This window comes from Escherichia marmotae (assembly GCF_002900365.1).
GTDB classification, from domain to species: domain Bacteria; phylum Pseudomonadota; class Gammaproteobacteria; order Enterobacterales; family Enterobacteriaceae; genus Escherichia; species Escherichia marmotae.
On the sequence record NZ_CP025979.1, the window covers coordinates 1288016 to 1311476 of the forward strand.

Annotated in this window: 25 protein-coding genes and 3 pseudogenes; 14 read left to right on the forward strand and 14 right to left on the reverse strand. The window is 50.9% G+C overall.

All coding sequences use genetic code 11. The features are described from left to right. Positions 1 to 46 precede the first annotated feature (46 nt). The 9 genes and pseudogenes from flgJ to flgB all read right to left on the reverse strand — a co-directional run bounded on the left by flgJ (position 47) and on the right by flgB (position 7338). Entirely contained in the window at positions 47 to 988 is a 942-nt protein-coding gene (flgJ, locus tag C1192_RS06865) for a flagellar assembly peptidoglycan hydrolase FlgJ (RefSeq protein ID WP_001516180.1), read from the reverse strand. Then, on the reverse strand, positions 988 to 2085 hold the full coding sequence (gene flgI / locus C1192_RS06870) for a flagellar basal body P-ring protein FlgI (RefSeq protein WP_001516179.1): 1098 nt from the start codon (positions 2083 to 2085) through the stop codon (positions 988 to 990). Before flgI ends, flgJ begins: the two co-directional genes overlap by 1 nt. A gap of 11 nt (positions 2086 to 2096) precedes the next feature. Then, positions 2097 to 2795, reverse strand: coding sequence for a flagellar basal body L-ring protein FlgH (gene flgH / locus C1192_RS06875; protein ID WP_016248589.1), 699 nt, complete (start codon positions 2793 to 2795; stop codon positions 2097 to 2099). 52 nt (positions 2796 to 2847) lie between these two features. Beyond that, a complete protein-coding gene (gene flgG / locus C1192_RS06880; protein ID WP_038354438.1) occupies positions 2848 to 3630 on the reverse strand; it encodes a flagellar basal-body rod protein FlgG in 783 nt (260 codons plus the stop codon). A gap of 171 nt (positions 3631 to 3801) precedes the next feature. Further along, the gene (gene flgF / locus C1192_RS06885; RefSeq protein WP_000349270.1) at positions 3802 to 4557 is read right to left on the reverse strand and encodes a flagellar basal-body rod protein FlgF; all 756 of its coding nucleotides are present in this window, start codon (positions 4555 to 4557) and stop codon (positions 3802 to 3804) included. Between the two features lie 19 nt (positions 4558 to 4576). Beyond that, a pseudogene (gene flgE / locus C1192_RS06890) lies at positions 4577 to 5782 on the reverse strand (flagellar hook protein FlgE). A gap of 24 nt (positions 5783 to 5806) precedes the next feature. After that, positions 5807 to 6502 (reverse strand): flagellar hook assembly protein FlgD, encoded by a 696-nt coding sequence (gene flgD, locus C1192_RS06895; RefSeq protein WP_000020468.1) that lies wholly within the window; start codon positions 6500 to 6502, stop codon positions 5807 to 5809. A gap of 11 nt (positions 6503 to 6513) precedes the next feature. Then, entirely contained in the window at positions 6514 to 6918 is a 405-nt protein-coding gene (gene flgC, locus C1192_RS06900) for a flagellar basal body rod protein FlgC (protein WP_001196470.1), read from the reverse strand. Positions 6919 to 6921: 3 nt separating this feature from the next. Next, positions 6922 to 7338, reverse strand: a complete 417-nt coding sequence (gene flgB, locus C1192_RS06905; RefSeq protein WP_000884689.1) for a flagellar basal body rod protein FlgB — start codon at positions 7336 to 7338, stop codon at positions 6922 to 6924. A 153-nt stretch (positions 7339 to 7491) separates the two neighbouring features. On the opposite strand from flgB, the pseudogene flgA reads away from it, so the two are divergent. From flgA to flgN, 3 genes and pseudogenes are all read left to right on the forward strand, one after another. After that, positions 7492 to 8150 (forward strand): annotated as a pseudogene (gene flgA, locus C1192_RS06910) (flagellar basal body P-ring formation chaperone FlgA). A 75-nt stretch (positions 8151 to 8225) separates the two neighbouring features. Continuing rightward, positions 8226 to 8519: a flagellar biosynthesis anti-sigma factor FlgM gene (gene flgM, locus C1192_RS06915; RefSeq protein ID WP_000020864.1), complete on the forward strand. Its 294-nt coding sequence runs from the start codon at positions 8226 to 8228 to the stop codon at positions 8517 to 8519. Between the two features lie 4 nt (positions 8520 to 8523). Next, positions 8524 to 8940 carry a flagella biosynthesis chaperone FlgN gene (flgN, locus tag C1192_RS06920; RefSeq protein ID WP_000197329.1) on the forward strand — a complete coding sequence of 139 codons (417 nt, stop codon included), beginning with the start codon at positions 8524 to 8526 and terminating at the stop codon, positions 8938 to 8940. Positions 8941 to 8979: 39 nt separating this feature from the next. Here flgN and murJ read toward each other — a convergent pair whose 3' ends face one another. From murJ to rimJ, 4 genes are all read right to left on the reverse strand, one after another. After that, on the reverse strand, positions 8980 to 10515 hold the full coding sequence (gene murJ / locus C1192_RS06925) for a murein biosynthesis integral membrane protein MurJ (protein WP_001050690.1): 1536 nt from the start codon (positions 10513 to 10515) through the stop codon (positions 8980 to 8982). Positions 10516 to 10624: 109 nt separating this feature from the next. Next, positions 10625 to 11548: a Gfo/Idh/MocA family protein gene (locus tag C1192_RS06930; protein WP_016261908.1), complete on the reverse strand. Its 924-nt coding sequence runs from the start codon at positions 11546 to 11548 to the stop codon at positions 10625 to 10627. Position 11549: 1 nt separating this feature from the next. Next, on the reverse strand, positions 11550 to 12197 hold the full coding sequence (locus tag C1192_RS06935; RefSeq protein WP_016261907.1) for a YceH family protein: 648 nt from the start codon (positions 12195 to 12197) through the stop codon (positions 11550 to 11552). A 10-nt stretch (positions 12198 to 12207) separates the two neighbouring features. After that, positions 12208 to 12792: a ribosomal protein S5-alanine N-acetyltransferase gene (rimJ, locus tag C1192_RS06940; protein ID WP_000468210.1), complete on the reverse strand. Its 585-nt coding sequence runs from the start codon at positions 12790 to 12792 to the stop codon at positions 12208 to 12210. A 235-nt stretch (positions 12793 to 13027) separates the two neighbouring features. On the opposite strand from rimJ, the gene mdtH reads away from it, so the two are divergent. The 10 genes and pseudogenes from mdtH (at position 13028) to C1192_RS06990 (ending at position 21211) form a co-directional block, all read left to right on the forward strand. Beyond that, positions 13028 to 14236, forward strand: coding sequence for a multidrug efflux MFS transporter MdtH (gene mdtH, locus C1192_RS06945; protein WP_038354440.1), 1209 nt, complete (start codon positions 13028 to 13030; stop codon positions 14234 to 14236). 170 nt (positions 14237 to 14406) lie between these two features. Then, on the forward strand, positions 14407 to 14967 hold the full coding sequence (locus C1192_RS06950) for a lipoprotein (RefSeq protein ID WP_010377240.1): 561 nt from the start codon (positions 14407 to 14409) through the stop codon (positions 14965 to 14967). 106 nt (positions 14968 to 15073) lie between these two features. After that, entirely contained in the window at positions 15074 to 16120 is a 1047-nt protein-coding gene (gene pyrC / locus C1192_RS06955; protein ID WP_000126569.1) for a dihydroorotase, read from the forward strand. A gap of 74 nt (positions 16121 to 16194) precedes the next feature. Further along, a complete protein-coding gene (dinI, locus tag C1192_RS06960; RefSeq protein WP_001217758.1) occupies positions 16195 to 16440 on the forward strand; it encodes a DNA damage-inducible protein I in 246 nt (81 codons plus the stop codon). Between the two features lie 275 nt (positions 16441 to 16715). Then, positions 16716 to 16970, forward strand: coding sequence for a biofilm formation regulator BssS (gene bssS / locus C1192_RS06965; protein WP_000414435.1), 255 nt, complete (start codon positions 16716 to 16718; stop codon positions 16968 to 16970). 114 nt (positions 16971 to 17084) lie between these two features. Then, the gene (gene solA / locus C1192_RS06970) at positions 17085 to 18203 is read left to right on the forward strand and encodes an N-methyl-L-tryptophan oxidase (protein WP_038354441.1); all 1119 of its coding nucleotides are present in this window, start codon (positions 17085 to 17087) and stop codon (positions 18201 to 18203) included. A 110-nt stretch (positions 18204 to 18313) separates the two neighbouring features. Beyond that, positions 18314 to 19642 (forward strand): annotated as a pseudogene (locus C1192_RS06975) (IS4-like element IS4 family transposase). A gap of 48 nt (positions 19643 to 19690) precedes the next feature. Then, positions 19691 to 19804: a YceO family protein gene (locus C1192_RS06980; protein ID WP_001253738.1), complete on the forward strand. Its 114-nt coding sequence runs from the start codon at positions 19691 to 19693 to the stop codon at positions 19802 to 19804. A 261-nt stretch (positions 19805 to 20065) separates the two neighbouring features. After that, positions 20066 to 20632, forward strand: a complete 567-nt coding sequence (locus C1192_RS06985; RefSeq protein ID WP_038354856.1) for a cytochrome b — start codon at positions 20066 to 20068, stop codon at positions 20630 to 20632. 3 nt (positions 20633 to 20635) lie between these two features. Further along, complete coding sequence (locus tag C1192_RS06990) at positions 20636 to 21211, forward strand: YceI family protein (RefSeq protein ID WP_000749251.1); 576 nt, start codon at positions 20636 to 20638, stop codon at positions 21209 to 21211. A 41-nt stretch (positions 21212 to 21252) separates the two neighbouring features. Here the strand turns inward: C1192_RS06990 and trhO are convergent, their stop codons facing one another. Continuing rightward, positions 21253 to 22305 carry an oxygen-dependent tRNA uridine(34) hydroxylase TrhO gene (trhO, locus tag C1192_RS06995; protein WP_038354857.1) on the reverse strand — a complete coding sequence of 351 codons (1053 nt, stop codon included), beginning with the start codon at positions 22303 to 22305 and terminating at the stop codon, positions 21253 to 21255. 223 nt (positions 22306 to 22528) lie between these two features. Between trhO and lpxL the strand changes: the two genes are divergently transcribed. Then, positions 22529 to 23449: a kdo(2)-lipid IV(A) lauroyltransferase gene (gene lpxL, locus C1192_RS07000; RefSeq protein ID WP_001516170.1), complete on the forward strand. Its 921-nt coding sequence runs from the start codon at positions 22529 to 22531 to the stop codon at positions 23447 to 23449. Positions 23450 to 23461: the final 12 nt, after the last annotated feature.

Here is a 23461-nt window from a genome sequence, read left to right on the forward strand (position 1 = left end):
TCAATTACAGAGCATTATCGGCAGACACCCGCCGGACTTGAGTTCTTCAGAACAGATTATCGATACTCATGTTGTAAGTTTTGCTCACTTTGTCGCTTACCGATTTCATCTGCTGAATCATATGGGTTAGTTTGCGGGCATAATGAGGATCGGTCGCATATCCCGCGTCCTGTAATGCCTGCGCCCCCTGCTCAGCGCTTTTGGCATTCGTCACGGCGGCGTAACGCGGGTTACGTGTTAATAGACCGACATAATCTGAAAGCGCTTCAAGATATGAGCTGTAAACCCGGAACTTCGCCTTTACTTTCTTCGCTTCGCCATTTTCATATTCGGTGGTGGTAATTTCAGTGATCGGCCCTTTCCAATTGCCGGAGGCTTTGACGCCAAACAGGTTATAGCTTGGCTCACCATTTTCACGACGGATTTGCCGTTGTCCCCAGCCTGATTCCAGCGCCGCCTGGGCAAGGATCAGATGATGCGGCACACCACTTTGCTGGCTTGCCCGTTGGGCGGGAAGCGAGAGTTGCGCGAGGAACGCTTTGCTGTCACCAGGTAGCGAATCATCGTAGTTACGTGGTACGGCTTTTTGCACCAGTTGCGAGAGCGCCTGGTTTTGGTAACGCATCACAGTTTCAAGCGGGAATTTCATCGGTGCCGCTGGCGTTGCTTCATCTGGCAACGGCTGCTCTGGTGTCATCTGTTTAACCATCATCTCCGCCAGCCCCAGACCTTTGCCTGCTGTCATCTGTTGGGCAATCTGCTGGTCATACATACTGGTGTAGAGTCGGGTATGCTCGCTGCTGAACAGGCCATCTTTCGGTAAGGCTTCACGCATACTTTTCAGCATCATCTGCACGAACATCCCTTCTACCTGACGAGCCACCGGGCGAATATTTGCCGCCGGATCTTCACCCACTTTCGCTTTCAGGTCATTAAGCGATTGTGCATCCCAGGCGGCACTGGCCAGCAGTTTGCTGTCGCTAATCATCAGATGATTTCCAGTTTTGCCCGCAGACATCCCGCGCTTTGCATCGATTGCAGTATGGACATCAGATCCATCGGCGTAGCCCCCAATGCATTGAGCGCGCGCACTACGTTATTGAGGCTGGCGCTTGAACGCACGCTTTGCAGCGAACCACCGCTCTGACGTAAGTCGATCTGCGTTTGTGGGGTTACCACGGTTTCTCCACCACCAAACGGCGTATCTGGCTGGCTGACATTCACCTGCCGATTCACCGTAACCGAGAGGTTGCCCTGTGCCACCGCGCAGCTATCGAGGGTCACTTCACGATTCATCACCACTGAACCGGTACGCGAGTTAATAATCACTTTGGCGTCCTGCGGAGTGACATTGACCTGCATGTTCTGGATATCGGCAAGGAAACGCACCTGGGAACTGTTGCCACTCGGCACGCGTACCTGAATAGTTCGCGCATCTAACGCCGTCGCGTTGCCGTATCCGCGTGTGCGGTTGATGGTATCGGCAATTTCCTGCGCCAGGGTGAAATCTTCCTCATTTAGCTGCAAATTGAAGGTATTGCCAGCACCAAACTGGCTGGGCAATTCGCGCTCAATAATTGCACCATTGGTGATCCGTCCGCCATTCAATTGGTTAACCTGAACACTGCTGCCCCCCGCCGATGCGCCTGCGCCGCCGACCAGAATATTGCCCTGCGCCAGCGCATACACCTGGCTATCGACACCCTTAAGCGGTGTCATCAGCAGCGTACCGCCACGCAGACTTTTGGCGTTACCCATCGACGACACCACGACATCAATGGTTTGCCCCTGGCGTCCAAAAGGCGGAAGTGACGCCGTCACCATTACCGCAGCGACGTTTTTTAACTGCATATTGGTGCCTGTCGGAACGGTAATTCCCAACTGCGAGAGCATGTTATTTAGCGTTTGCGTGGTAAACGGCGTCTGGGTCGTCTGGTCACCCGTACCATCCAGGCCAACTACCAACCCATAACCAATCAGCGAGTTTTGCCGTACGCCCTGAACGCTGGTGAGATCGCGAATACGGTCGGCCTGCGCCACGACCGCAACCAGCAGAAGAATGAATGCAGAGAGAAATTTAATCACCACAGCCTCACTTACATTGGCGACAGGTTAAGGAAGAAACGCTGTAACCAGCCCATATTTTGTGCTTCGTTAATGTAGCCATTGCCAACGTACTCAATGCGCGCATCCGCCACCTGGGTAGACGGTACGGTGTTGCTACCACTGATAGTGCGTGGATTGACCACGCCGGAGAAGCGAATAAATTCGGTGCCCTGATTAATGGCGATCTGTTTTTCACCCACCACATGCAGGTTACCGTTTACCAGCACTTGATCGACCGTCACCGTCAACGTGCCGCTGAAGGTATTGCTGGCATTGGCTCCACCTTTCCCGTTGAAGCTATTGCCGCCAGAGGCATCGACATCAGCGCGGGCATTACCAAACAGCCCCTGCAAATAGCGCGGCACAGTATCAAAGCCAAAATTGGTTTTACCGTCGCGGCTGGCATTAGCGGAAGAACTCTTGCTGGCACTGACGTTTTCCTGCAACACAATGGTCAGCGTATCGCCAATATTACGTGGGCGGCGATCTTCAAACAGCGGTTGATAGCCATAGTTAATCGGCTGAGCAGACTGGAATATGGAACCGTTGGCGACGGGTGTCGGACCAGGAACCGGCTGTGCAGTAGTCGCCCCCTGTACCAACGGCGTGGAGGGTATCCAGGCACAGCCGGTCAGTGAAAACACCAACAAGCTGGAAATGGCGTAAATGCGCGCAGCGTTTTTTTGCATGGCTATCATCTTCAAAAATCAGTAAACCGGTGAACCAGCCACCGGTTATGCCTTAGAGTTGCGTCAGTTTTTGCAGCATCTGATCGGTGGTAGATACCGCTTTACTGTTGATTTCGTAGGCACGTTGTACCTGAATCATGTTGACCAGTTCTTCCGCCACGTTGACGTTAGATGTTTCAACATACCCTTGATACAGCAGCCCCGCACCGTTCAGACCCGGTGTACTTTCGTTCGGTGCGCCGGAGGATTGCGTTTCGGTGTAGAGGTTTTCGCCAATGCTCTCCAGCCCAGTGTCGTTCATAAAGGTAGTGAGATTAAGCTGCCCAACCTGAACCGGAGCCGCCTGGCCTTGCTGGGTTACGCTGACCACGCCATCACGACCGATGGTGATGCTTAACGCATTCGCTGGAATGGTGATCGCAGGCTGTACCTGAAAACCACCCGCCGTCACCAACTGCCCGTTCTGATCCACCTGGAAAGAGCCGTCGCGGGTGTAGGCCGATGAGCCATCCGGCAGCATGATCTGGAAAAAGCCCTGCCCTTTAATCGCCACATCTTTGCTGTTATTGGTTTGCGACAGGTTGCCCTGACTGTGTAGGCGTTCAGTGGCAACCGGACGCACACCAGTACCGATTTGTAACCCGGACGGCAAGGTGGTTTGTTCGGAAGACTGCGCTCCAGGCTGGCGAATGGTTTGATAAAGCAGATCTTCAAACACCGCCCGCTGACGCTTTAAACCGTTGGTACTGACGTTTGCCAGGTTGTTGGCAATGACGTCCATATTGGTTTGCTGGGCGTCGAGGCCGGTTTTGGCGATCCATAATGAACTGATCATAAAATGTCCTGTAGTGGAGTGCTGACCACGTGCATATGTCTTTTTACCGGATGCGGCGTAAACGCCTTATCCGGCCTACAAGATCTCGCAAATTCAATACATTGCGATGCAACTCGTAAGCCCGATAAAATTGCGCATCAGGTAACTTATGCTTGTCACTTATCCTTTCAATTAACTCATCGAAAGCAGTTGATTGGCACGGCCTGCGTTATCATCAACGCTGCTGATAACCTTCATCTGCATTTCAAAACGCCGCGCGCTGGCAATCATGTCGCTCATCGCCGCAACAGCATTGACATTACTGCCTTCCAGCACGCCCGACATCACCCGTAACGTCGGGTCTGCCTGAAGTTCCGCTCCACGTGTGGCCTGACTTTCAGCAGTCAAACGAAAAATGCCGTCATCGCCGCGCTGCACTTCACTGCCCGTAGCTTTCACCAGTTTCAGCCGCCCGACTGGAGCGACGGTATTTGCCGGATCGCCAGAATTCAGCGCCGAGATAGTACCATCGGCAGCAATAGTGATTTCCGCCCCTTCCGGCACAGCAATCGGCCCCGCCTCACCAATCACCGGATGCCCCTGAATCGTCAGTTGCCCGGTGGGATCAACCTGAATGCTGCCATTACGCGTATATCCTTCGCTACCGTCAGCGGTCTGCACGGCCAGCCAGCCGTCTTGCTGTAACGCAACATCCAGCGGACGTGAGGTGTAATCCATCTTGCCGGGCGTCATGTCTGCCCCTGGCGTAGATGCCGTCACCAGCGTGCGTGTAGGCAGCGAAAGTCCCTCTACCGGCACCGCACGTAAGGCGTTTATCTGCGCGCGAAAACCAGGTGTAGATGCATTCGCCAGATTACTGGCAGTTACCGCTTGCTGATTCAGCGTCTGGCTGGCGGCCCCCATCGCGGTATAGATTGCGTGATCCATTGAGCTATCCCGTCAGCGATTAGCGTAAGTTAACCAGCGTGTTGAGGATCTGGTCCTGGGTTTTGATAGTCTGGGCGTTGGACTGATAGTTACGCTGGGCGACAATCATATTGACCAGTTCTTTGCTGAGATCGACATTGGACGCTTCCAGCGCACCATTGGTCAGCGTGCCAAAATTGCCTGTTCCGGCAGTCCCCAACAGCGCCACGCCAGAAGATTGCGTCGCAGACCAGACATTATCGCCTTCGGACGCCAGTCCTTCGTTGTTAGCGAAGTTAGCCAGCACAATCTGCCCCAACAGTTGGGTTTGTTCGTTGGAATAGTTGCCGACTACCGTACCGTCATCGTTGATTTGGTAACTCACCAGATCGCCCGGTTTGTAGCCGTTCTGGGTGGTTGCCACGATGTTGTTCGCACCGGCGTTTTGTTGCATGGAGTTGAGGAAACTTAACGAGAATGAGGCGGGATCTGCACCGTTAATTGCACCGGTGGCAACTAACGCAGAAGCACCAGATGTCAGAGTTCCATTCGCATCAAACGCCAGTGTTGTTACTTGCTTAGCGATACTGGCTGCATCACTACTATCCTGGGTGTAAACATCCCAGTTATTATCCCCGGTCTTCACAAAGTAGACGCTCATGTCATGAGCATTCCCCTAGCTGTCAAATACCGTTACCGAACCTTTTTTGTTATAGCTATCCGCATCGCTGGCATCGAAAGTTTTGACTGTCGGAAGAGGATCACTGGAGTTAAGGTTGATCTGCATTGACGCCGTTGTCGTCGTTTTCGCCGCCATCAGGGTATTCGGAATCGAAATATTGCCTGGATTCGCCCCCTGCTGAATAGTCGGTGGTGTGCCGGTTGCCGGATAACCCGTTAACTGTAAACCTTGCATATTCACCAGATTACGGTTTTCATCGAGTTTAAATTGCCCGTTACGGCTGTAAAACACTGAGCCGTTACTGTCTACGAGGCGGAAGAAACCGTTCTGGCTGATGGCAACGTCAAGGCCACGTCCTGTATTCGTGGTCGTTCCATCGGTAAAATCCTGGGTAATGCCGGCAACTTTTACCCCCAGCCCCACTTTAGAACCCGCGAACATATCAGCAAAAGAAGCCGTACCGGATTTAAAACCATAGGTGGCGGAGTTGGCGATATTGTTGCCAATAACATCGAGGTTGGTGGCGGCTGCGTTTAATCCGCTAACCGCTTGAGAAAAGGCCATGACTGACTCCTGAAATGTGAAGGCTTAAATTATCTGCCGTACTTCGTCGAGAGTGGTGGTGCCGTAAGTGCCGAGATCCAGCGTATTACCGTTGTTACCGCGGATCACGCCCTGCACCAGAGCAAACTGCAGCGGTTGCGCAACTAACTGCGTACCACCGTTACTGGCGCTAATCGCCACGTTATAAGAACCATTCGGTGCGGTTGTGCCGTCAGTTAATGTGCCGTCCCAGGTGAAACTGTGGACTCCGGCGGTCAGTTCACCGATATCAATCGTGCGTACAACCGCGCCATTTTTATCAGTGATCGTGGCGGTGACTTTGTCTGCCGCCTGTTGCAGTTCAACACCAAACGGCGTGGTCGTGGTTACCGCCCCTTCTTCACTGCCAGTACCGGCAAGAATGGTCGTGCCGGGGATCATCACACCATGACCAATCAGGTTACTGGCCTGTAGCGACTGACTGTTGTCTATCTGTCCGGAAATCGAACCGAGTGTAGTATTGAGTTTTTCAATCCCGCTAACCGTGCTGATTTGCGCCAGTTGCGATGTCAACTCGTTGTTCTCCATCGGATTGGTCGGATCCTGATTTTTCAGTTGCGCCACCAGCAACGTCAGAAAACTGCTTTGTAAATCTGCAGCGTTACTGCCAGTGAGCGAACTACTGCTGGTAGTACTGACACCAGTGTTTGTCGGATCGGTAGTGGTTACCGCAATGGACATGGTTTTCTCCTTTATTGACCGAGCGTGAGGGTCTTCAGCATCATGCTTTTCACCGTGTTGAGGACTTCAACGTTGGCCTGATAACTGCGTGATGCCGACATGGTGTTAACCATCTCCCCAACCACATCCACGTTTGGCATTTTCACGTAACCCTTCGCGTCCGCCAGTGGATTTCCCGGCTCATATACCAGTTTGTCTGGCGCCTGGCTTTCAATCACGTCAGCCACTTTCACCCCACCTGTCGCGGTTCCCGGCGCGGCGTTCACCTGAAACACCACCTGTTTTGCCCGATAAGGTTGTCCGTCTGGCCCTGTCACGCTATCGGCATTCGCCAGATTACTGGCCGCTACGTTCAGACGCTGGGACTGGGCAGTTAACGCCGACCCGGCGATCTCAAAAATATTCAGCAGTGCCATCCGTTAATTTCCGCTCTGTAAAACGTTCATCATGCCTTTGATTTGCCCACTCAACGCGCTAAGGCTCATCTGATATTGCAGGCTGTTATCGGCAAACTGGGTGCGTTCGCGATCCATATCGACGGTATTGCCGTCCAGCGAAGGCTGATCCGGAATACGGTATTGCAGTTCTGCGGAAGGAGGCGTCAGCGCCTGCGCCGGAATGTGTTGCGTTGAGGTCATGGTCAGGGCCACCACACTGGTTTCATCCCGTCCACGCAGCATTACTTTTTTAAGTTCACTGGCAAAATCTATATCGCGCGCCTGATAACCAGGGGTATCGGCGTTGGCGATGTTTGCCGCCAGCACTTCCTGACGATGAGCGCGCAGATTGAGCGCCTCTTGTTGAAAACGTAAGGCGGCGTCGAGCTTATCGAGCATATCTCCTCCGCAGATATCAAAATTCTGCCGTCAGCTTAAAGGCTTTAGGCGCGCGTTATCGGCGGAATAAACGCAAAATGGGTCGCTATTTATGCCGTTGATGGTCACGCCGCGCGGGTACAATTTAGCCTGTAGAAATGGCTGGGGGCGGAAATGCAAATAATGAAGCATGGCGTGGTACTCATCGCGATACTGTTCAGCCCGCTGAGTACGGCTGGCGATTTCACATCACAATTGAAAACCTTTTTTGTGGTACAACTGGCGGGGTTGAGTGATGAGGTTCGTATCTCTATTCGCACGCCCCCCATTTACTGCCTGCGTGTGAACAGCCATTGTTTTCCATCACCAGTAATTCCCGCCTGTGGGGCAATGTGAATGTGCTGGCACGCTGCGGCAACGACAAACGATATGTGCAAGTCAATGTGCAGGCCACTGGGAATTATGTCGTTGCCGCGATGCCCATTGTGCGGGGAGGAAAACTGGAATCTGCCAGCGTCAAACTGAAACGCGGACGGCTGGATACCTTACCGCCACGTACTGTACTGGATGTTAATCAACTGGTTGATGCAGTCAGTCTGCGCGATCTGACGCCCGGGCAGCCAATACAACTAACCATGCTGCGCCAGGCCTGGCGAGTAAAAGCCGGACAGCGTGTCAACGTGATCGCCAGTGGCGATGGTTTCAGCGCTAATGCTGAAGGTCAGGCGCTGAACAACGCGGCGGTTGCGCAAAATGCTCGTGTCCGCATGGTGTCGGGTCAGGTGGTCAGTGGTGTGGTGGATGCGGATGGGAATATTCTTATAAACCTGTAATCTGTTAAAGATTGACCGACTATTGCCGATAAATAAGCAACAAATGATAAAAGCGCCCTCAATGAGGAATAAACCATGAGTATTGACCGCACCGCTCCCCTGAAGCCCATAAGCACCGTTCAGCCACGCGAAACCAGTGACACTCCGGTAGCCAATACCCGCTCGACAAAAACGACCGCCGCCGCCAGTACCAGTGTGACATTAAGCGATGCACAAGCAAAGCTGATGCAACCAGGCAGCAGTGATATCAATCTTGAGCGCGTAGAAGCGTTGAAACTGGCGATTCGTAACGGTGAACTAAAAATAGATGTCGGCAAAATTGCCGATGCACTGATCAGCGAAGTGCAACAAGACTTACTGAGTAAATAAACGTATGACGCGTCTTGCAGAGATCCTCGACCAGATGTCCGCAGTGCTTAACGATCTTAAAATGGTGATGGAGCAAGAGCTGCAACATCTCTCTATGGGGCAGATCAACGGCAGTCAGTTACAACGGATTACAGAACAAAAAAGCTCACTGCTGGCGACGCTGGATTACCTCGAGCAGTTACGTCGGCAAATACCGGATGCCGCAAACAGCAACGATATCGCACAATGCTGGCAGGAAATTACCGTAAAAACGCAGCAACTGCGTCAGTTAAATCAACATAACGGCTGGCTACTGGAAGGACAGATTGAGCGCAATCAACAGGCGCTGGAAATGCTGAAACCACATCAGGAGCCGACGCTGTACGGGGCCAACGGTCAAACCTCAACGCCCCATCGCGGCGGTAAAAAGATATCTATCTGAAGATTTTCTCCGGCCTGCAATGCAGGCCGGGATTGGTTATTAAGCCGTCCGACGGGCAAACTCTTTGACTTTGAAGCCCAGCACCGCCAGCGCGGCAAAGTACGCCGCAATTCCCGCGACAACTACCGCCATCAAACGCAGTAAGCGCCAGGGCATAGTACCCAATGACCAGTCCGGCATGATGTGCAACATACCTAAAAGTACGCCAGACATCACCAGCACTGCCACCACCAGACGCAGCAGAAACGCAGTCCAACCGGGTTGCGGGGTAAAGATTTTCTGCTTACGCAACTGCCAGTAAAGCAGCGAGGCATTCAGGCAAGCTGCCAGACCAATGGAAAGCGACAGTCCGGCATGTTTCAACGGGCCGATAAACGCCAGGTTCATCAACTGCGTCAAAATCAGCGTGACGATGGCAATTTTCACCGGTGTTTTAATATCCTGGCGGGAATAAAAACCCGGAGCCAGCACTTTCACCACAATCAGGCCGATCAACCCCACTGAATAGGCAATCAATGCCCGCTGAGTCATCAGCGCATCAAAGGCGGTAAATTTACCGTACTGGAACAGCGAAACAGTTAATGGACCAGAGAGAATACCCAACGCTACCGCGCTCGGCAGCGCCAGCAGGAAACAAAGACGCAGGCCCCAGTCCATCAAGCGGTTGTATTCATCATGATTACCGCTGGCAAAACTTTTCGACAGCGACGGCAGCAAAATAGTCCCCAGCGCCACGCCCAGTACGCCAGACGGAAACTCCATTAAACGGTCGGCGTAGTACATCCACGACACGGAACCTGAGGCAAGAAACGAAGCAAAAATGGTGTTGATGATCAAGGAGATCTGACTAACAGAAACACCAAGGATCGCCGGCCCCATCTGTTTCACCACGCGCATTGCTCCTGCATCGTGAAAGTTAATGCGCGGCAGAACCAACATGCCGATCTTCTTCAGGTGCGGTAGCTGATACACCAGTTGCAGTATACCGCCCACCGTAACAGCCCACGCCAGCGCCAGCACCGGCGGATTAAAGTACGGTGCAGCAAACAGCGCAAAACCAATCATGCTGATGTTAAGTAACGTCGGGGCAAATGCCGGAATCGAGAAACGGTTCCAGGTATTCAAAATAGCCCCCACCAGCGATGCCAGGGAGATCAGCAAAATATAGGGAAAAGTGATCTGCAATAGCTGAGTGGTCAGCGCGAATTTGTCGGCGGTGTCAGCAAAGCCCGGCGCGGTCACCATTATCACCCACGGTGCGGCGAGCATCCCGGCAACGGTCACAACCGCCAGTGCCAGCGTCAGCAGGCCCGAGACATAAGAGACAAAGACCCGAGTTGCATCTTCACCTTGCTTGCTTTTATATTCCGCCAGAATCGGCACGAATGCCTGGGAGAATGCCCCTTCGGCAAAGATACGGCGCAACAAGTTAGGAAGTTTGAAAGCGACGAAAAAAGCGTCGGTTGCCATCCCTGCGCCAAAAATTCTGGCGACAATAGCGTCACGTGCAAAGCCAAGCACACGCGAAAACATGGTCATCGAGCTGACGGCGGCCAGCGATTTTAATAAATTCATTGGTGTTCTAATCCAGACCCACGAACAAAACGCCTGCAACGCAGGCGCTGAAAGAGGCGAATAGTCTACCTAGATTATGGTGAATTGCTACCGCCAGATGTTACAGGGTTTATTCACTCATCGCGTCTCGCCAGAGTTTGTCAACGATGCGCTGCGCCAGTACTGCCTGCTCACCAGCAGTTTGTGGAACTGTCTGATTTTGCACGCATTCGATGAAATGATGCGCGCAGCCAACAAATCCACGCTGCTCGAGGGTACTTTGCCAGCCGGGAATCGGTTTGTGCACCACGCCCTGCCCGCGCTCCTCGCGCCATTCACGCATATCCGTAATGTCGATGAGCGCGCCGTCGGTCACGGCCTGCACCGTTTCACGCTGGCTACCAGCACGGCGATGCATGCAGGTGGTGATTTGCAAAGGCCCCACCGAAAAATGGTGCTCGGCAAACAACATTTCGCCAGACTCGTTAGTCAACAGCGAACCACCGTCAAGGGAGGCTTTGCCGCCAGACAGCCACAGAGCAGTGTCAACCACATGCAGATAATCATCCAGCAACGTGAAATAAAGATCGTGTGGCCCGACGCTATGAGTACGATGTTTATCCATTCTCAGCGACACTGCGGTGGCAAGTTGCGTTTTTAGCTCACTGTAGAGCGGTGCAAAGCGACGGTTAAAACCGACCATCAACGTCAGTTTTTTCCGCGCCGCCAGTTCCACCAGCCGCTCGGCATCGCGCAGATTTTCTGCCAGGGGTTTATCGACACAGACATGAACGCCAGCGTTTAATAACGCACTGACCACTTCAAAATGACTGGCGGTGCTGGAGTGGACAAAAACTGCATCGCAACTGGCAGCAAGGTTAGATAACGAATCGGCATAAGGAATGCGCCAGCTTTCACAAATGGGTAGAGCTTTCTCGCGCGTTGGCGACCATGCCCCCTGTAACGTCCAGTCAGACGCTGCCGCCAGCACCGGTAACCACGCTTTTTGCGCGATCCCTCCTAACCCCACTACGCCGATACGTAATTTTTTCACTTTAATCTCCCAGATGGGCCAGCAACGAATCAAGACGCTGTTTCAGTTCTGCCACTTCGATTTCCAGTGCTTCGACACGGACCTGTAAATCACCTTCAACCGCGTTCGACGGTTCCGTTACCACAGGTTGCTCATCTATCTCACCACTGAAAAGATGCATATAGCGACTTTCGCGTTTACCCGGTTCGCGAGCCAGACGCACCACAAAAGGGCCATCTTCGCGATTCGCCAGTTGTTCCAGCGTCGACTCCACTTCCGCCATATCGCTAAATTCATACATTCGCGCCGCGCGGCTGCGCAGTTCACCCGGCGTCTGGGCACCACGCAATAACAACGTGGTGATTAACGCCACTTCTGCGGCGCTCAGTTTCAGATCGCCAAATTCTGAATTACAAAAGCGTTGCTCATATTTGGTGACCCGATTACCAAAACCGCTCACCGTGCGTAAATAATGACGTTTTACCAGATTATCCAACTGCTCCTGCACTTCAGATTCGCTTAAGTTCATTACCGGTTCACGGTTCGTTTTCTGATTACAGGCCGTGACTACGCTATTCACGGAGAGCGGGTATTGCTCCGGCGTCGTCACCTGTTTTTCCAGTAAACAGCCAATCACGCGGGCTTCCAGTGCGGTAAGTTGATACTTCATAACATTCTCCTTAGCGGCCAGGCGTCCAGTCCGGGGTGGTTAATGCCGTCAGCACGTGATCGCGCCATTGTCCATCAATCAACAGATAATCTTTCGCATAACCTTCTTTTTCAAAACCCAGTCGCGCCAGCAAATCACCGCTACGTTTATTGTGCGGCATATAGTTGGCCATAATGCGATGAATGTGTTGGGTACGCTGCATATAACGAATGGCGGCGGTCAGGGCTTCAAACATTAGCCCCTTGCCCTGCCATTTTTGTCCGATTGAATAACCGAGATAGCAGGCATGGAAAGATCCTCGCACCACATTAGAAAAATTGGCAACGCCAATAATCTCTTTCTCATCCGGGTCGAACAACCCAAAATAGAATGCAGAACCTTGTTTATGAAATTCATTAATCATGCTTAACCTGGCCTGCCAGCCTGAAGGATAGCAGTGGCTTTCGTCGCGCACTGGTTCCCAGGGCTTGAGAAAATGGCGATTTTCTGCGTAATAGTCCGCCAGCCGCCAGGCATCACGTTCATGCACCAGACGCACGACCAGTCGGTCTGTGGTTAAGCGCACTTTTGGCACGTTACTACGATAGCCAAACATTCTATACCTACTCCTTCCCGTAACGTCTTTAATACGCTGTAAGTATTACTATACCTGCGCAACCAGAACCTGTGAAAAGTCCAAAATGCCATTTCCTGCATTATTCACATATTTGATAAAAACTCTCTATCAAAGAGGACTTTCGATAAAAAAATATTGTCCCGGGAAATATGGGAAAAGTATTAGCGACCATGCAGAATAGAAAGTGCTCATCTTTTATTTCCCGGGAGGGGAAATGTCGCGCGTTTCACAGGCCAGGAACCTGGGTAAATATTTCCTGCTCATCGATAATATGCTGGTCGTGCTGGGGTTCTTTGTTGTCTTCCCCCTGATCTCTATCCGCTTCGTTGATCAAATGGGCTGGGCAGCCGTGATGGTCGGTATTGCTCTCGGTCTGCGTCAGTTCATTCAGCAAGGTTTAGGCATTTTTGGCGGCGCAATTGCCGACCGCTTTGGCGCAAAACCGATGCTCGTCACCGGAATGCTGATGCGCGCCGCGGGATTTGCCACTATGGGGATCGCCCACGAGCCATGGATGCTGTGGTTTTCCTGCCTTCTCTCAGGTCTTGGCGGTACTCTGTTCGATCCGCCGCGTTCGGCACTGGTGGTCAAATTGATCCGCCCGCAACAGCGTGGACGTTTTTTCTCCCTGTTGATGATGCAGGACAGTGCTGGTGCGGTCATTGGCGCATTATTAGGTAGCTGGCTGTTGCAATACGATTTCCGCCTGGTCTGCGCGACGGGTGCAATTTTGTTTGTGCTGTGTGCGGCATTTAATGCCTGGTTGTTACCGGCATGGAAACTTTCTACCGTGCGTACGCCAGTCCGCGAAGGCATGGCCCGCGTGATGCGCGATAAACGTTTTGTCACCTATGTTCTGACGCTGGCAGGCTACTACATGCTGGCCGTTCAGGTAATGCTGATGCTGCCGATTATGGTCAACGATATCGCCGGAGCGCCCTCTGCCGTTAAATGGATGTATGCCATTGAAGCGTGTCTCTCCTTAACGTTGCTTTACCCTATCGCCCGCTGGAGCGAAAGACGTTTTCGTCTGGAACACCGATTAATGGCTGGGCTATTGGTCATGTCGTTAAGCATGATACCGGTTGGAATGGTCAGCAATCTGCAACAACTCTTCACCCTGATTTGTCTATTTTATGTCGGTTCAATCATTGCCGAACCTGCGCGTGAAACCCTAAGCGCCTCGCTGGCAGATGCACGAGCGCGCGGCAGCTATATGGGGTTTAGTCGTCTGGGCCTGGCGATTGGCGGTGCTATCGGTTATGTCGGTGGCGGCTGGCTGTTTGACCTGGGTAAATCGGCGCAGCAACCAGAACTACCGTGGATAATGTTGGGCATTATTGGCATTATCACCTTCGTTGCGATGGGGTGGCAATTTAGCCAGAAACGCGCTACGCGTCGGTTGCTGGAACGCGACGCCTGAAAATGCCATGCTTTCTGTTACCATTGTTCGCCCAGTCAATCTACTCGCCGCAGCAACCTGTTATTACCTGTCGCCGCTGTTTTCAGTTTTTTCTGCTGGCGGGTTTAACGCTGGTGACACATGCTGCGTTGTGTCAGGATATTGACGCAGATTTCATGTCGAGGACTACCATGAACAAGTTTTTATTTGCCGCTGCATTGATCATCAGCGGCCTGCTCGTTGGCTGTAATCAACTCACCCAGTACACGATTAGCGAACAAGAAATTAACCAGTCGCTTGCGAAACATAATAATTTCTCAAAAGATATCGGTTTGCCCGGTGTGGCTGATGCCCATATCGTTCTGACAAATCTGGCCAGTCAAATTGGCCGCGAAGAGCCAAATAAGATCACCTTAACCGGTGATGCCAATCTGGATATGAACTCTCTTTTCGGCAGCCAGAAAGCAACCATGAAACTGAAGCTGAAGGCGCTGCCGGTGTTTGATAAAGAAAAAGGCGCGATCTTCCTGAAAGAGATGGAAGTGGTCGACGCAACGGTGCAGCCAGAAAAAATGCAAACGGTAATGCAAACATTGCTTCCCTATTTGAACCAGGCACTACGCAATTACTTCAACCAGCAACCGGCTTACGTTCTGCGCGAAGATGGTAGTCAGGGTGAAGCAATGGCGAAAAAACTGGCGAAAGGTATTGAGGTGAAACCTGGCGAAATTGTCATTCCGTTTACTGATTAAACACGAAGGGCGCATTCGCGCCCTTTATTTTTCGTGCAAAGGAAAACGTTTCCGCTTATCCTTTGTGTCCGGCAAAAACATCCCTTCAGCCGGAGCATAGAGATTAATGACTGCACCATCCCAGGTATTAAAGATCCGCCGCCCAGACGACTGGCACCTTCATCTCCGCGATGGCGACATGTTAAAAACTGTCGTGCCGTATACCAGCAAAACTTATGGCCGGGCCATCGTTATGCCCAATCTGGCTCCGCCCATAACGACCGTCGAAGCTGCCGTAGCGTATCGCCAGCGTATTCTTGACGCCGTACCTGCCGGACACGATTTCACCCCGCTGATGACCTGTTATTTAACAGATTCGCTGGCCCCCAATGAATTGGAGCGTGGATTTAACGAAGGCGTGTTCACCGCGGCAAAACTTTACCCGGCAAACGCTACCACCAACTCCAGCCACGGTGTGACGTCGGTTGACACTATCATGCCGGTACTTGAGCGAATGGAAAAAATTGGCATGCCGCTGCTGGTGCACGGAGAAGTTACACACGCCGATATCGACATTTTTGACCGTGAAGCCCGCTTTATTGAAACGGTTATGGAGCCACTGCGCCAGCGCCTGACTGCGCTGAAAGTGGTTTTTGAGCACATCACCACTAAAGATGCTGCCGAATATGTTCGTGACGGTAATGAATTGCTGGCCGCTACTATTACCCCCCAGCATCTGATGTTTAATCGTAACCATATGCTGGTTGGCGGTGTACGTCCGCACCTGTACTGCCTGCCCATTCTCAAACGTAATGTGCATCAACAGGCACTGCGTGAGCTGGTCGCCAGTGGCTTTAATCGCGTTTTTCTCGGGACTGACTCCGCACCACATGCACGTCATCGCAAAGAGAGTAGCTGCGGTTGTGCAGGCTGTTTTAATGCACCAACGGCGCTGGGCAGTTACGCCACTGTATTTGAAGAAATGGATGCGTTGCAGCACTTTGAAGCGTTCTGTTCTTTAAACGGCCCGCAGTTCTATGGTTTACCGGTCAACGAATCGTTTATTGAACTGGTACGCGAAGAGCAACAAGTTGCTGAAAGCATCGCTCTGACCGACGACACGCTGGTGCCATTCCTGGCCGGAGAAACGGTTCGCTGGACAGTTAAACAATAAAAAAACGTAGCATCCTGTTGTCATTAGGTTATTTTACCTGTATAAATAACCAGCATATTTAACAGGGGGCTATTATGAGAATTGAAGTCACCATCGCGAAAACTTCTCCATTACCTGCCGGGGCTATTGACGCTCTGGCAGGTGAACTTTCCCGCCGTATTCAGTATGCGTTTCCTGATAACGAAAGCCATGTGTCTGTTCGTTATGCTTCAGCCAATAATTTATCGGTTATTGGCGCGACAAAAGAAGATAAACAACGTATTAGCGAAATTCTGCAAGAAACATGGGAAAGCGCAGATGACTGGTTCGTTAGCGAATAATATGCAGTAATGTTTGTTTTGCCGGGTCGCCCCGGCTTTTTTATTTTGCGTACAAATCTTCTACACTTCCTCAAAATAATTGCACAATATGCTAAAAAAATATGAATGACATGCTGTTTTATTGTTCATATAAATCTTAAAACCAAAAAAATATCTCTTTCCCCCTTTAAAAATTCGGTGAACACCCTTACTTATTGGTATACTGAAGTTGCTTCAGATAAAAACGCATTGAACCTCGAATAACGTTGTCTAGTAACACGAATTAGGGGGCCATGATGGAAAAAAACAATGAAGTCATTCAGACTCATCCGCTCGTAGGGTGGGACATCAGCACCGTTGATAGCTATGATGCGCTGATGTTGCGTTTGCACTACCAGACCCCAAATAAGTCCGAGCAGGAAGGGACTGAAGTTGGTCAGACACTCTGGTTAACTACTGATGTTGCCAGACAATTTATTTCGATATTAGAAGCAGGAATCGCCAAAATTGAATCTGGTGATTTCCATGTAAATGAGTATCGGCGTCATTAACATGACATGACCATCCACCCAAAAGGCACCTGACCGGTGCCTTTACCATTTCTGGGTTGTATATCTGCATTCACTTAATTACTCTGCTTGTACCATGAGAGCAGAGAGAAAAAAATGAAATACGATCTCATCATTATTGGCAGCGGTTCCGTAGGTGCTGCAGCCGGGTATTATGCCACCCAGGCCGGTTTGAAAGTGCTGATGACCGACGCCCATATGCCACCACATCAACACGGCAGTCACCACGGTGATACGCGATTAATTCGCCATGCTTATGGTGAAGGCGAAAAATATGTTCCGTTAGTGCTTCGCGCGCAAACGTTGTGGGATGAACTCTCCCATTACAACGAAGAAGACCCTATTTTTGTGCGCTCTGGCGTCATCAACCTTGGTCCTTCTGACTCCAAATTCCTCACCAACGTTGCCCACAGTGCGGAACAGTGGCAACTCAACATCGAAAAACTGGATGCGCAAGCGATTATGGCCCGCTGGCCGGAAATACGCGTCCCGGACAACTACATCGGCTTATTTGAAGCTGATTCCGGCTTTTTGCGCAGTGAACTGGTGATTAAAACCTGGATCAAACTGGCGAATGAAGCTGGCTGCGCGCAACTGTTTAATTGCCCGGTCACCGCTATTCACCATGATGACAACGGCGTAACCATTACAACGGCTGATGGCGAGTATCAGGCAAAGAAAGCGATCGTCTGCGCGGGAACCTGGGTAAAAGACCTGCTACCAGAACTCCCGATTCAGCCAGTACGCAAAGTATTTGCCTGGTATCAGGCAGATGGTCGTTATAGCATTAAAAATAAATTTCCGGCGTTTACTGGCGAACTGCCCAATGGCGATCAATATTACGGTTTTCCTGCCGAAAATGACGCTCTGAAGATTGGTAAACATAACGGTGGTCAGGTGATTCATTCCGCGGATGAACGAGTTCCATTTGCGGAAATTACCAGCGACGGTTCTGAAGCCTTCCCATTCTTGCGCCAGGTGTTGCCAGGTATTGGCTGCTGCCTGTACGGCGCTTCCTGCACCTATGATAATTCGCCTGACGAAGATTTTATTATCGATACCCTGCCCGATCACGATAATACGCTGCTGATTACCGGCCTGAGTGGGCACGGCTTTAAATTTGCGTCGGTTTTAGGGGAAATAGCCGCTGACTTTGCACAAGACAAAAAAAGCAATTTTGATTTGACGCCATTCAGACTTTCCCGCTTCCAATAATCATCATTACGGCCTCCAAAATGAGGTAATGCCGATCAGTTAAGGATCAGTTGACCGATCCAGTGGCTGTGTAAGAATCCGGAAACGCTCACTCGTTTCCGGATTTTTTTATGCACATTGGACAGGCTCTTGATCTGGTATCCCGTTACGATTCTCTGCGTAACTCACTGACTTCTCTGGGGGATTACCTCGACCCCGAACTCATCTCTCGTTGCCTTGCCGAATCAGGTACTGTAACGCTACGCAAGCGCCGTCTTCCCCTCGAAATGATGGTCTGGTGTATTGTTGGCATGGCGCTTGAGCGTAAAGAACCTCTTCACCAGATTGTGAATCGCCTGGACATCATGCTACCGGGCAATCGCCCCTTCGTTGCCCCCAGTGCCGTTATTCAGGCCCGCCAGCGCCTGGGAAGTGAGGCTGTCCGCCGCGTGTTCACGAAAACAGCGCAGCTCTGGCATAACGCCACGCCGCATCCGCACTGGTGCGGCCTGACCCTGCTGGCCATCGATGGTGTGTTCTGGCGCACACCGGATACACCAGAGAACGATGCAGCCTTCCCCCGCCAGACACATGCCGGGAACCCGGCGCTCTACCCGCAGGTCAAAATGGTCTGCCAGATGGAACTGACCAGCCATCTGCTGACGGCTGCAGCCTTCGGCACGATGAAGAACAGCGAAAATGAGCTTGCTGAGCAACTTATAGAACAAACCGGCGATAACACCCTGACGTTAATGGATAAAGGTTATTACTCACTGGGACTGTTAAATGCCTGGAGCCAGGCGGGAGAACACCGCCACTGGATGATCCCTCTCAGAAAGGGAGCGCAATATGAAGAGATCAGAAAACTGGGTAAAGGCGATCATCTGGTGAAGCTGAAAACCAGCCCGCAGGCACGAAAAAAGTGGCCGGGGCTGGGAAATGAGGTGACAGCCCGCCTGCTGACCGTGACGCGCAAAGGAAAAGTCTGCCATCTGCTGACGTCGATGACGGACGCCATGCGCTTTCCCGGAGGAGAAATGGCGGATCTGTACAGTCATCGCTGAGAAATCGAACTGGGATACAGGGAGATAAAACAGACGATGCAACTGAGCAGGCTGACGCTGAGAAGTAAAAAGCCGGAGCTTGTGGAGCAAGAGCTGTGGGGTGTCTTACTGGCTTATAATCTGGTGAGATATCAGATGATTAAAATGGCGGAACATCTGAAAGGTTACTGGCCGAATCAACTGAGTTTCTCAGAATCATGCGGAATGGTGATGAGAATGCTGATGACATTGCAGGGCGCTTCACCGGGACGTATACCGGAGCTGATGCGCGATCTTGCAAGTATGGGACAACTAGTGAAATTACCGACAAGAAGGGAAAGGGCCTTCCCGAGAGTGGTAAAGGAGAGGCCCTGGAAATACCCCACAGCCCCGAAAAAGAGCCAGTCAGTTGCTTAACTGACTGGCATTACTCCAAAATGAGGCCGTTTTTACAGGAGTTTTTTAATGCGTCGTTTGGTGAACTATCTCATCAATAATATTCGCGAACACTTCATGCTTTATCTTGTTCTTTGGTCACTGCTGGCGATTATGGATCTCATCTATGTATTTTATTTCTAACCCGCAATCACTGACATAAATTGACAAATATTTAATATCTCTTTCATTTGGTGTAAAAATTTGAATAAGCTTATTCCTGCAATAACCGCATTCACCAGATTTCACTCATCCTGAAACAACTAATCTTATGAAGATCTCTTCATTATTAAATCAAAATTATTGAAATAAAAATAAATATCATTCGAATTGTTATTTTTAAGTTGCAATTCATTCTCCGACACGCCATTTTCATTCTCTCGCAAATATGTTTCGGATGCCCTTATGCCACTTACAAATACCCCTGAACGCTATGGCGTTATATCAACAGCCTTTCATTGGCTAAGTGCAATCATTGTCTATGGCATGTTTGCTTTGGGTCTGTGGATGGTAACGCTCAGTTATTACGATGGCTGGTATCACAAAGCACCAGAACTGCATAAAAGCATCGGTATTCTGTTAATGATGGGGCTGGTTGTTCGTATTCTGTGGCGTGTCATATCCCCACCGCCAGGTCCGTTGCAAAATTATTCGCTTATGACTCGTCTTGGTGCAAAGACTGGACATCTTGCGCTGTACCTCTTGCTCTTCGCCATTGGCATCAGTGGCTATCTGATCTCTACCGCCGATGGCAAACCGATCAGCGTTTTTGGCTGGTTTGACGTTCCCGCAACCCTTGCCGATACTGGAGCGCAGGCTGACTTAGCCGGTGCCCTGCATTTTTGGCTGGCGTGGAGCGTGATCGTTCTGTCCGTTATGCACGGATTTATGGCTCTGAAGCATCATTTCATCGATAAAGACGACACCCTGAAGCGCATGCTGGGAAAATCGTCATCTGACTATGGAGTTTAAAAAATGAAAAAAAGCCTGCTTGGTTTAACCTTCGCTTCACTGATGTTCTCTGCCGGTTCAGCTATCGCCGCCGATTATAAAATTGACAAAGAAGGCCAGCACGCCTTTGTCAATTTCCGCATCCAGCATCTGGGTTACAGTTGGTTGTACGGCACATTTAAAGATTTCGACGGTACATTTACGTTTGATGAAAAGGATCCTGCAGCCGATAAAGTGAATGTGACTATTAACACCACCAGTGTTGATACCAATCACGCCGAGCGCGATAAACATCTCCGCAGCGCGGATTTCCTTAATACAGCAAAATATCCACAGGCAACCTTCTCCTCCACCAGCGTGAAGAAAAACGGTGACGAGCTGGATATTACTGGTGATCTGACGCTGAATGGCGTGACCAAACCAGTAACGCTGGAAGCGAAATTGATTGGCCAGGGCGACGATCCATGGGGCGGTAAACGTGCGGGTTTTGAGGCTGAAGGGAAAATTAAGCTAAAAGACTTCAATATCAAGACAGATTTAGGCGCGGCTTCGCAGGAAGTTGATCTGATTATTTCGGTTGAAGGCATACAACAGAAGTAGTGCTGAGATGTTGCCGGATGACACGCATCCGGCACGAATGTTTATTCTGTTGGATCAGGAATAACCAGTGTCATGTTCAGGCGTCCACGTGATTTATTAAAGATCTTATTGCCATTTTCCCGCCCGGCACGGAGACGTCGCTGTTCTTCTGGCGGTAACGCGCTTTCTTCACAGCAAATCTCACTACAACAGCCTTTGAATTTCTCGGCGCACGCCGGACACTGAATGAACAGCAGGTGGCAACCATCATTTTTGCAGTTGGTATGGCTGTCGCACGGTGTGCCACATTGATGACAATGCGCGATAATTTCATCAGAGATGCGCTCTCCCATCCGCTCATCAAAAACGAAATTTTTACCAATAAAGCGGACCGGCAGACCTTGTTCCCGCGCTTTGCGGGCGTATTCAATAATGCCGCCTTCGATATGCCAGACTTTATTGAATCCGCTATGTTTCATCCAGGCACTGGCCTTTTCGCAACGAATACCACCGGTGCAGTACATCACGATTTTTTTATCTTTATGCGCCTGCATCATCTCAACCGCTTTCGGCAGTTGCTCACGGAAGGTATCAGCCGGAATTTCGAGCGCGTTTTCAAAATGCCCCACTTCGTATTCATAGTGGTTGCGCATGTCGATAAACAGCGTATCTGGATCGTCAAGCATGGCGTTCACTTCCGCCGCTTGTAGATATTCCCCGACGTTACTGGCGTCAAATTGAGGATCGTCAATACCATCGGCAACAATTCGTTCGCGGACTTTCATGCGCAGCACCCAGAAGGATTTCCCGTCATCATCCAGCGCAATATTCAGACGTAATCCGTTTAAAGCAGGGTCAAAAGCATAAAGCTGTGCGCGAAATGTCTCTACGTTGCTCGCCGGTACGCTGATTTGTGCGTTGATCCCTTCACGTGCCAGATAGACCCGCCCAAAGACATTCAACGCAGTAAATAGCTGATATAAAGCATCGCGGGTCGCCCTGGGATCGGCAATTTGGAAATATTTATAGAACGACATGGTGGTGCGTGGTTCGCTCTCGGTCAGCATTTTGGCTTTCAGCGCGTCATTAGAAATGCGGTTGTGTAACACTGGCATGGTGTACGGTTCCTGCGGGTGGGTAAGTAAAAATCCGCGGCATCATATAGCAATTATCGATAATTAACATCCACACATTTTACGCTACATTTGCACATTAAAAATTAATAATGATTTACATGCGCGGCAATTTCACCCAATCCCCGGTCACAAATTTTGGTTGCGGACGAAAAAATGCGACAATACATACAATTGCCCGTATAGGTTGAAAGACAGGATTGATATGACGAATCTACCCAAGTTCTCCACCGCACTGCTTCATCCGCGTTATTGGTTAACCTGGTTGGGTATTGGCGTACTTTGGTTGGTCGTTCAGTTACCCTACCCAATTATCTACCGCCTCGGCATCGCGGCGGGACGACTGGCGTTACGTTTTATGAAACGACGCGCCAAAATTGTGCACCGCAACCTGGAACTGTGCTTCCCGGAGATGAGTGAACAGGAACGCCGTGAAATGGTGGTGAAGAATTTCGAATCCGTTGGCATGGGGCTGATGGAGACTGGCATGGCATGGTTCTGGCCGGACCGTCGGGTTGCCCGTTGGACAGAAGTGATCGGCATGGAACATATCCGTGACGTGCAGGCACAAAAGCGCGGCATCCTGTTAGTTGGCATCCATTTTCTGACTCTGGAACTGGGCGCAAGGCAATTTGGTATGCAGGAACCGGGTATCGGTGTCTATCGCCCGAACGATAATCCATTGATCGACTGGCTGCAAACCTGGGGGCGTCTGCGTTCGAATAAATCGATGCTCGATCGCAAAGATTTAAAAGGAATGATTAAAGCACTGAAGAAAGGCGAAGTGGTCTGGTATGCACCAGATCACGATTACGGTCCACGCTCAAGCGTTTTTGTGCCGCTGTTTGCCGTTGAACAGGCGGCGACCACCAGCGGCACCTGGATGCTGGCCAGAATGTCTGGTGCGTGTCTGGTGCCGTTTGTTCCGCGTCGTAAGCCAGATGGCAAAGGGTATCAATTGATCATGCTGCCGCCAGAGTGTTCACCTCCGCTGGATAACGCTGAAACCACCGCTGCGTGGATGAATAAAGTGGTAGAAAAATGCATCATGATGGCGCCGGAACAGTACATGTGGCTGCATCGTCGCTTTAAAACGCGCCCGCAAGGCGTACCTTCTCGCTATTAATACATATTCACA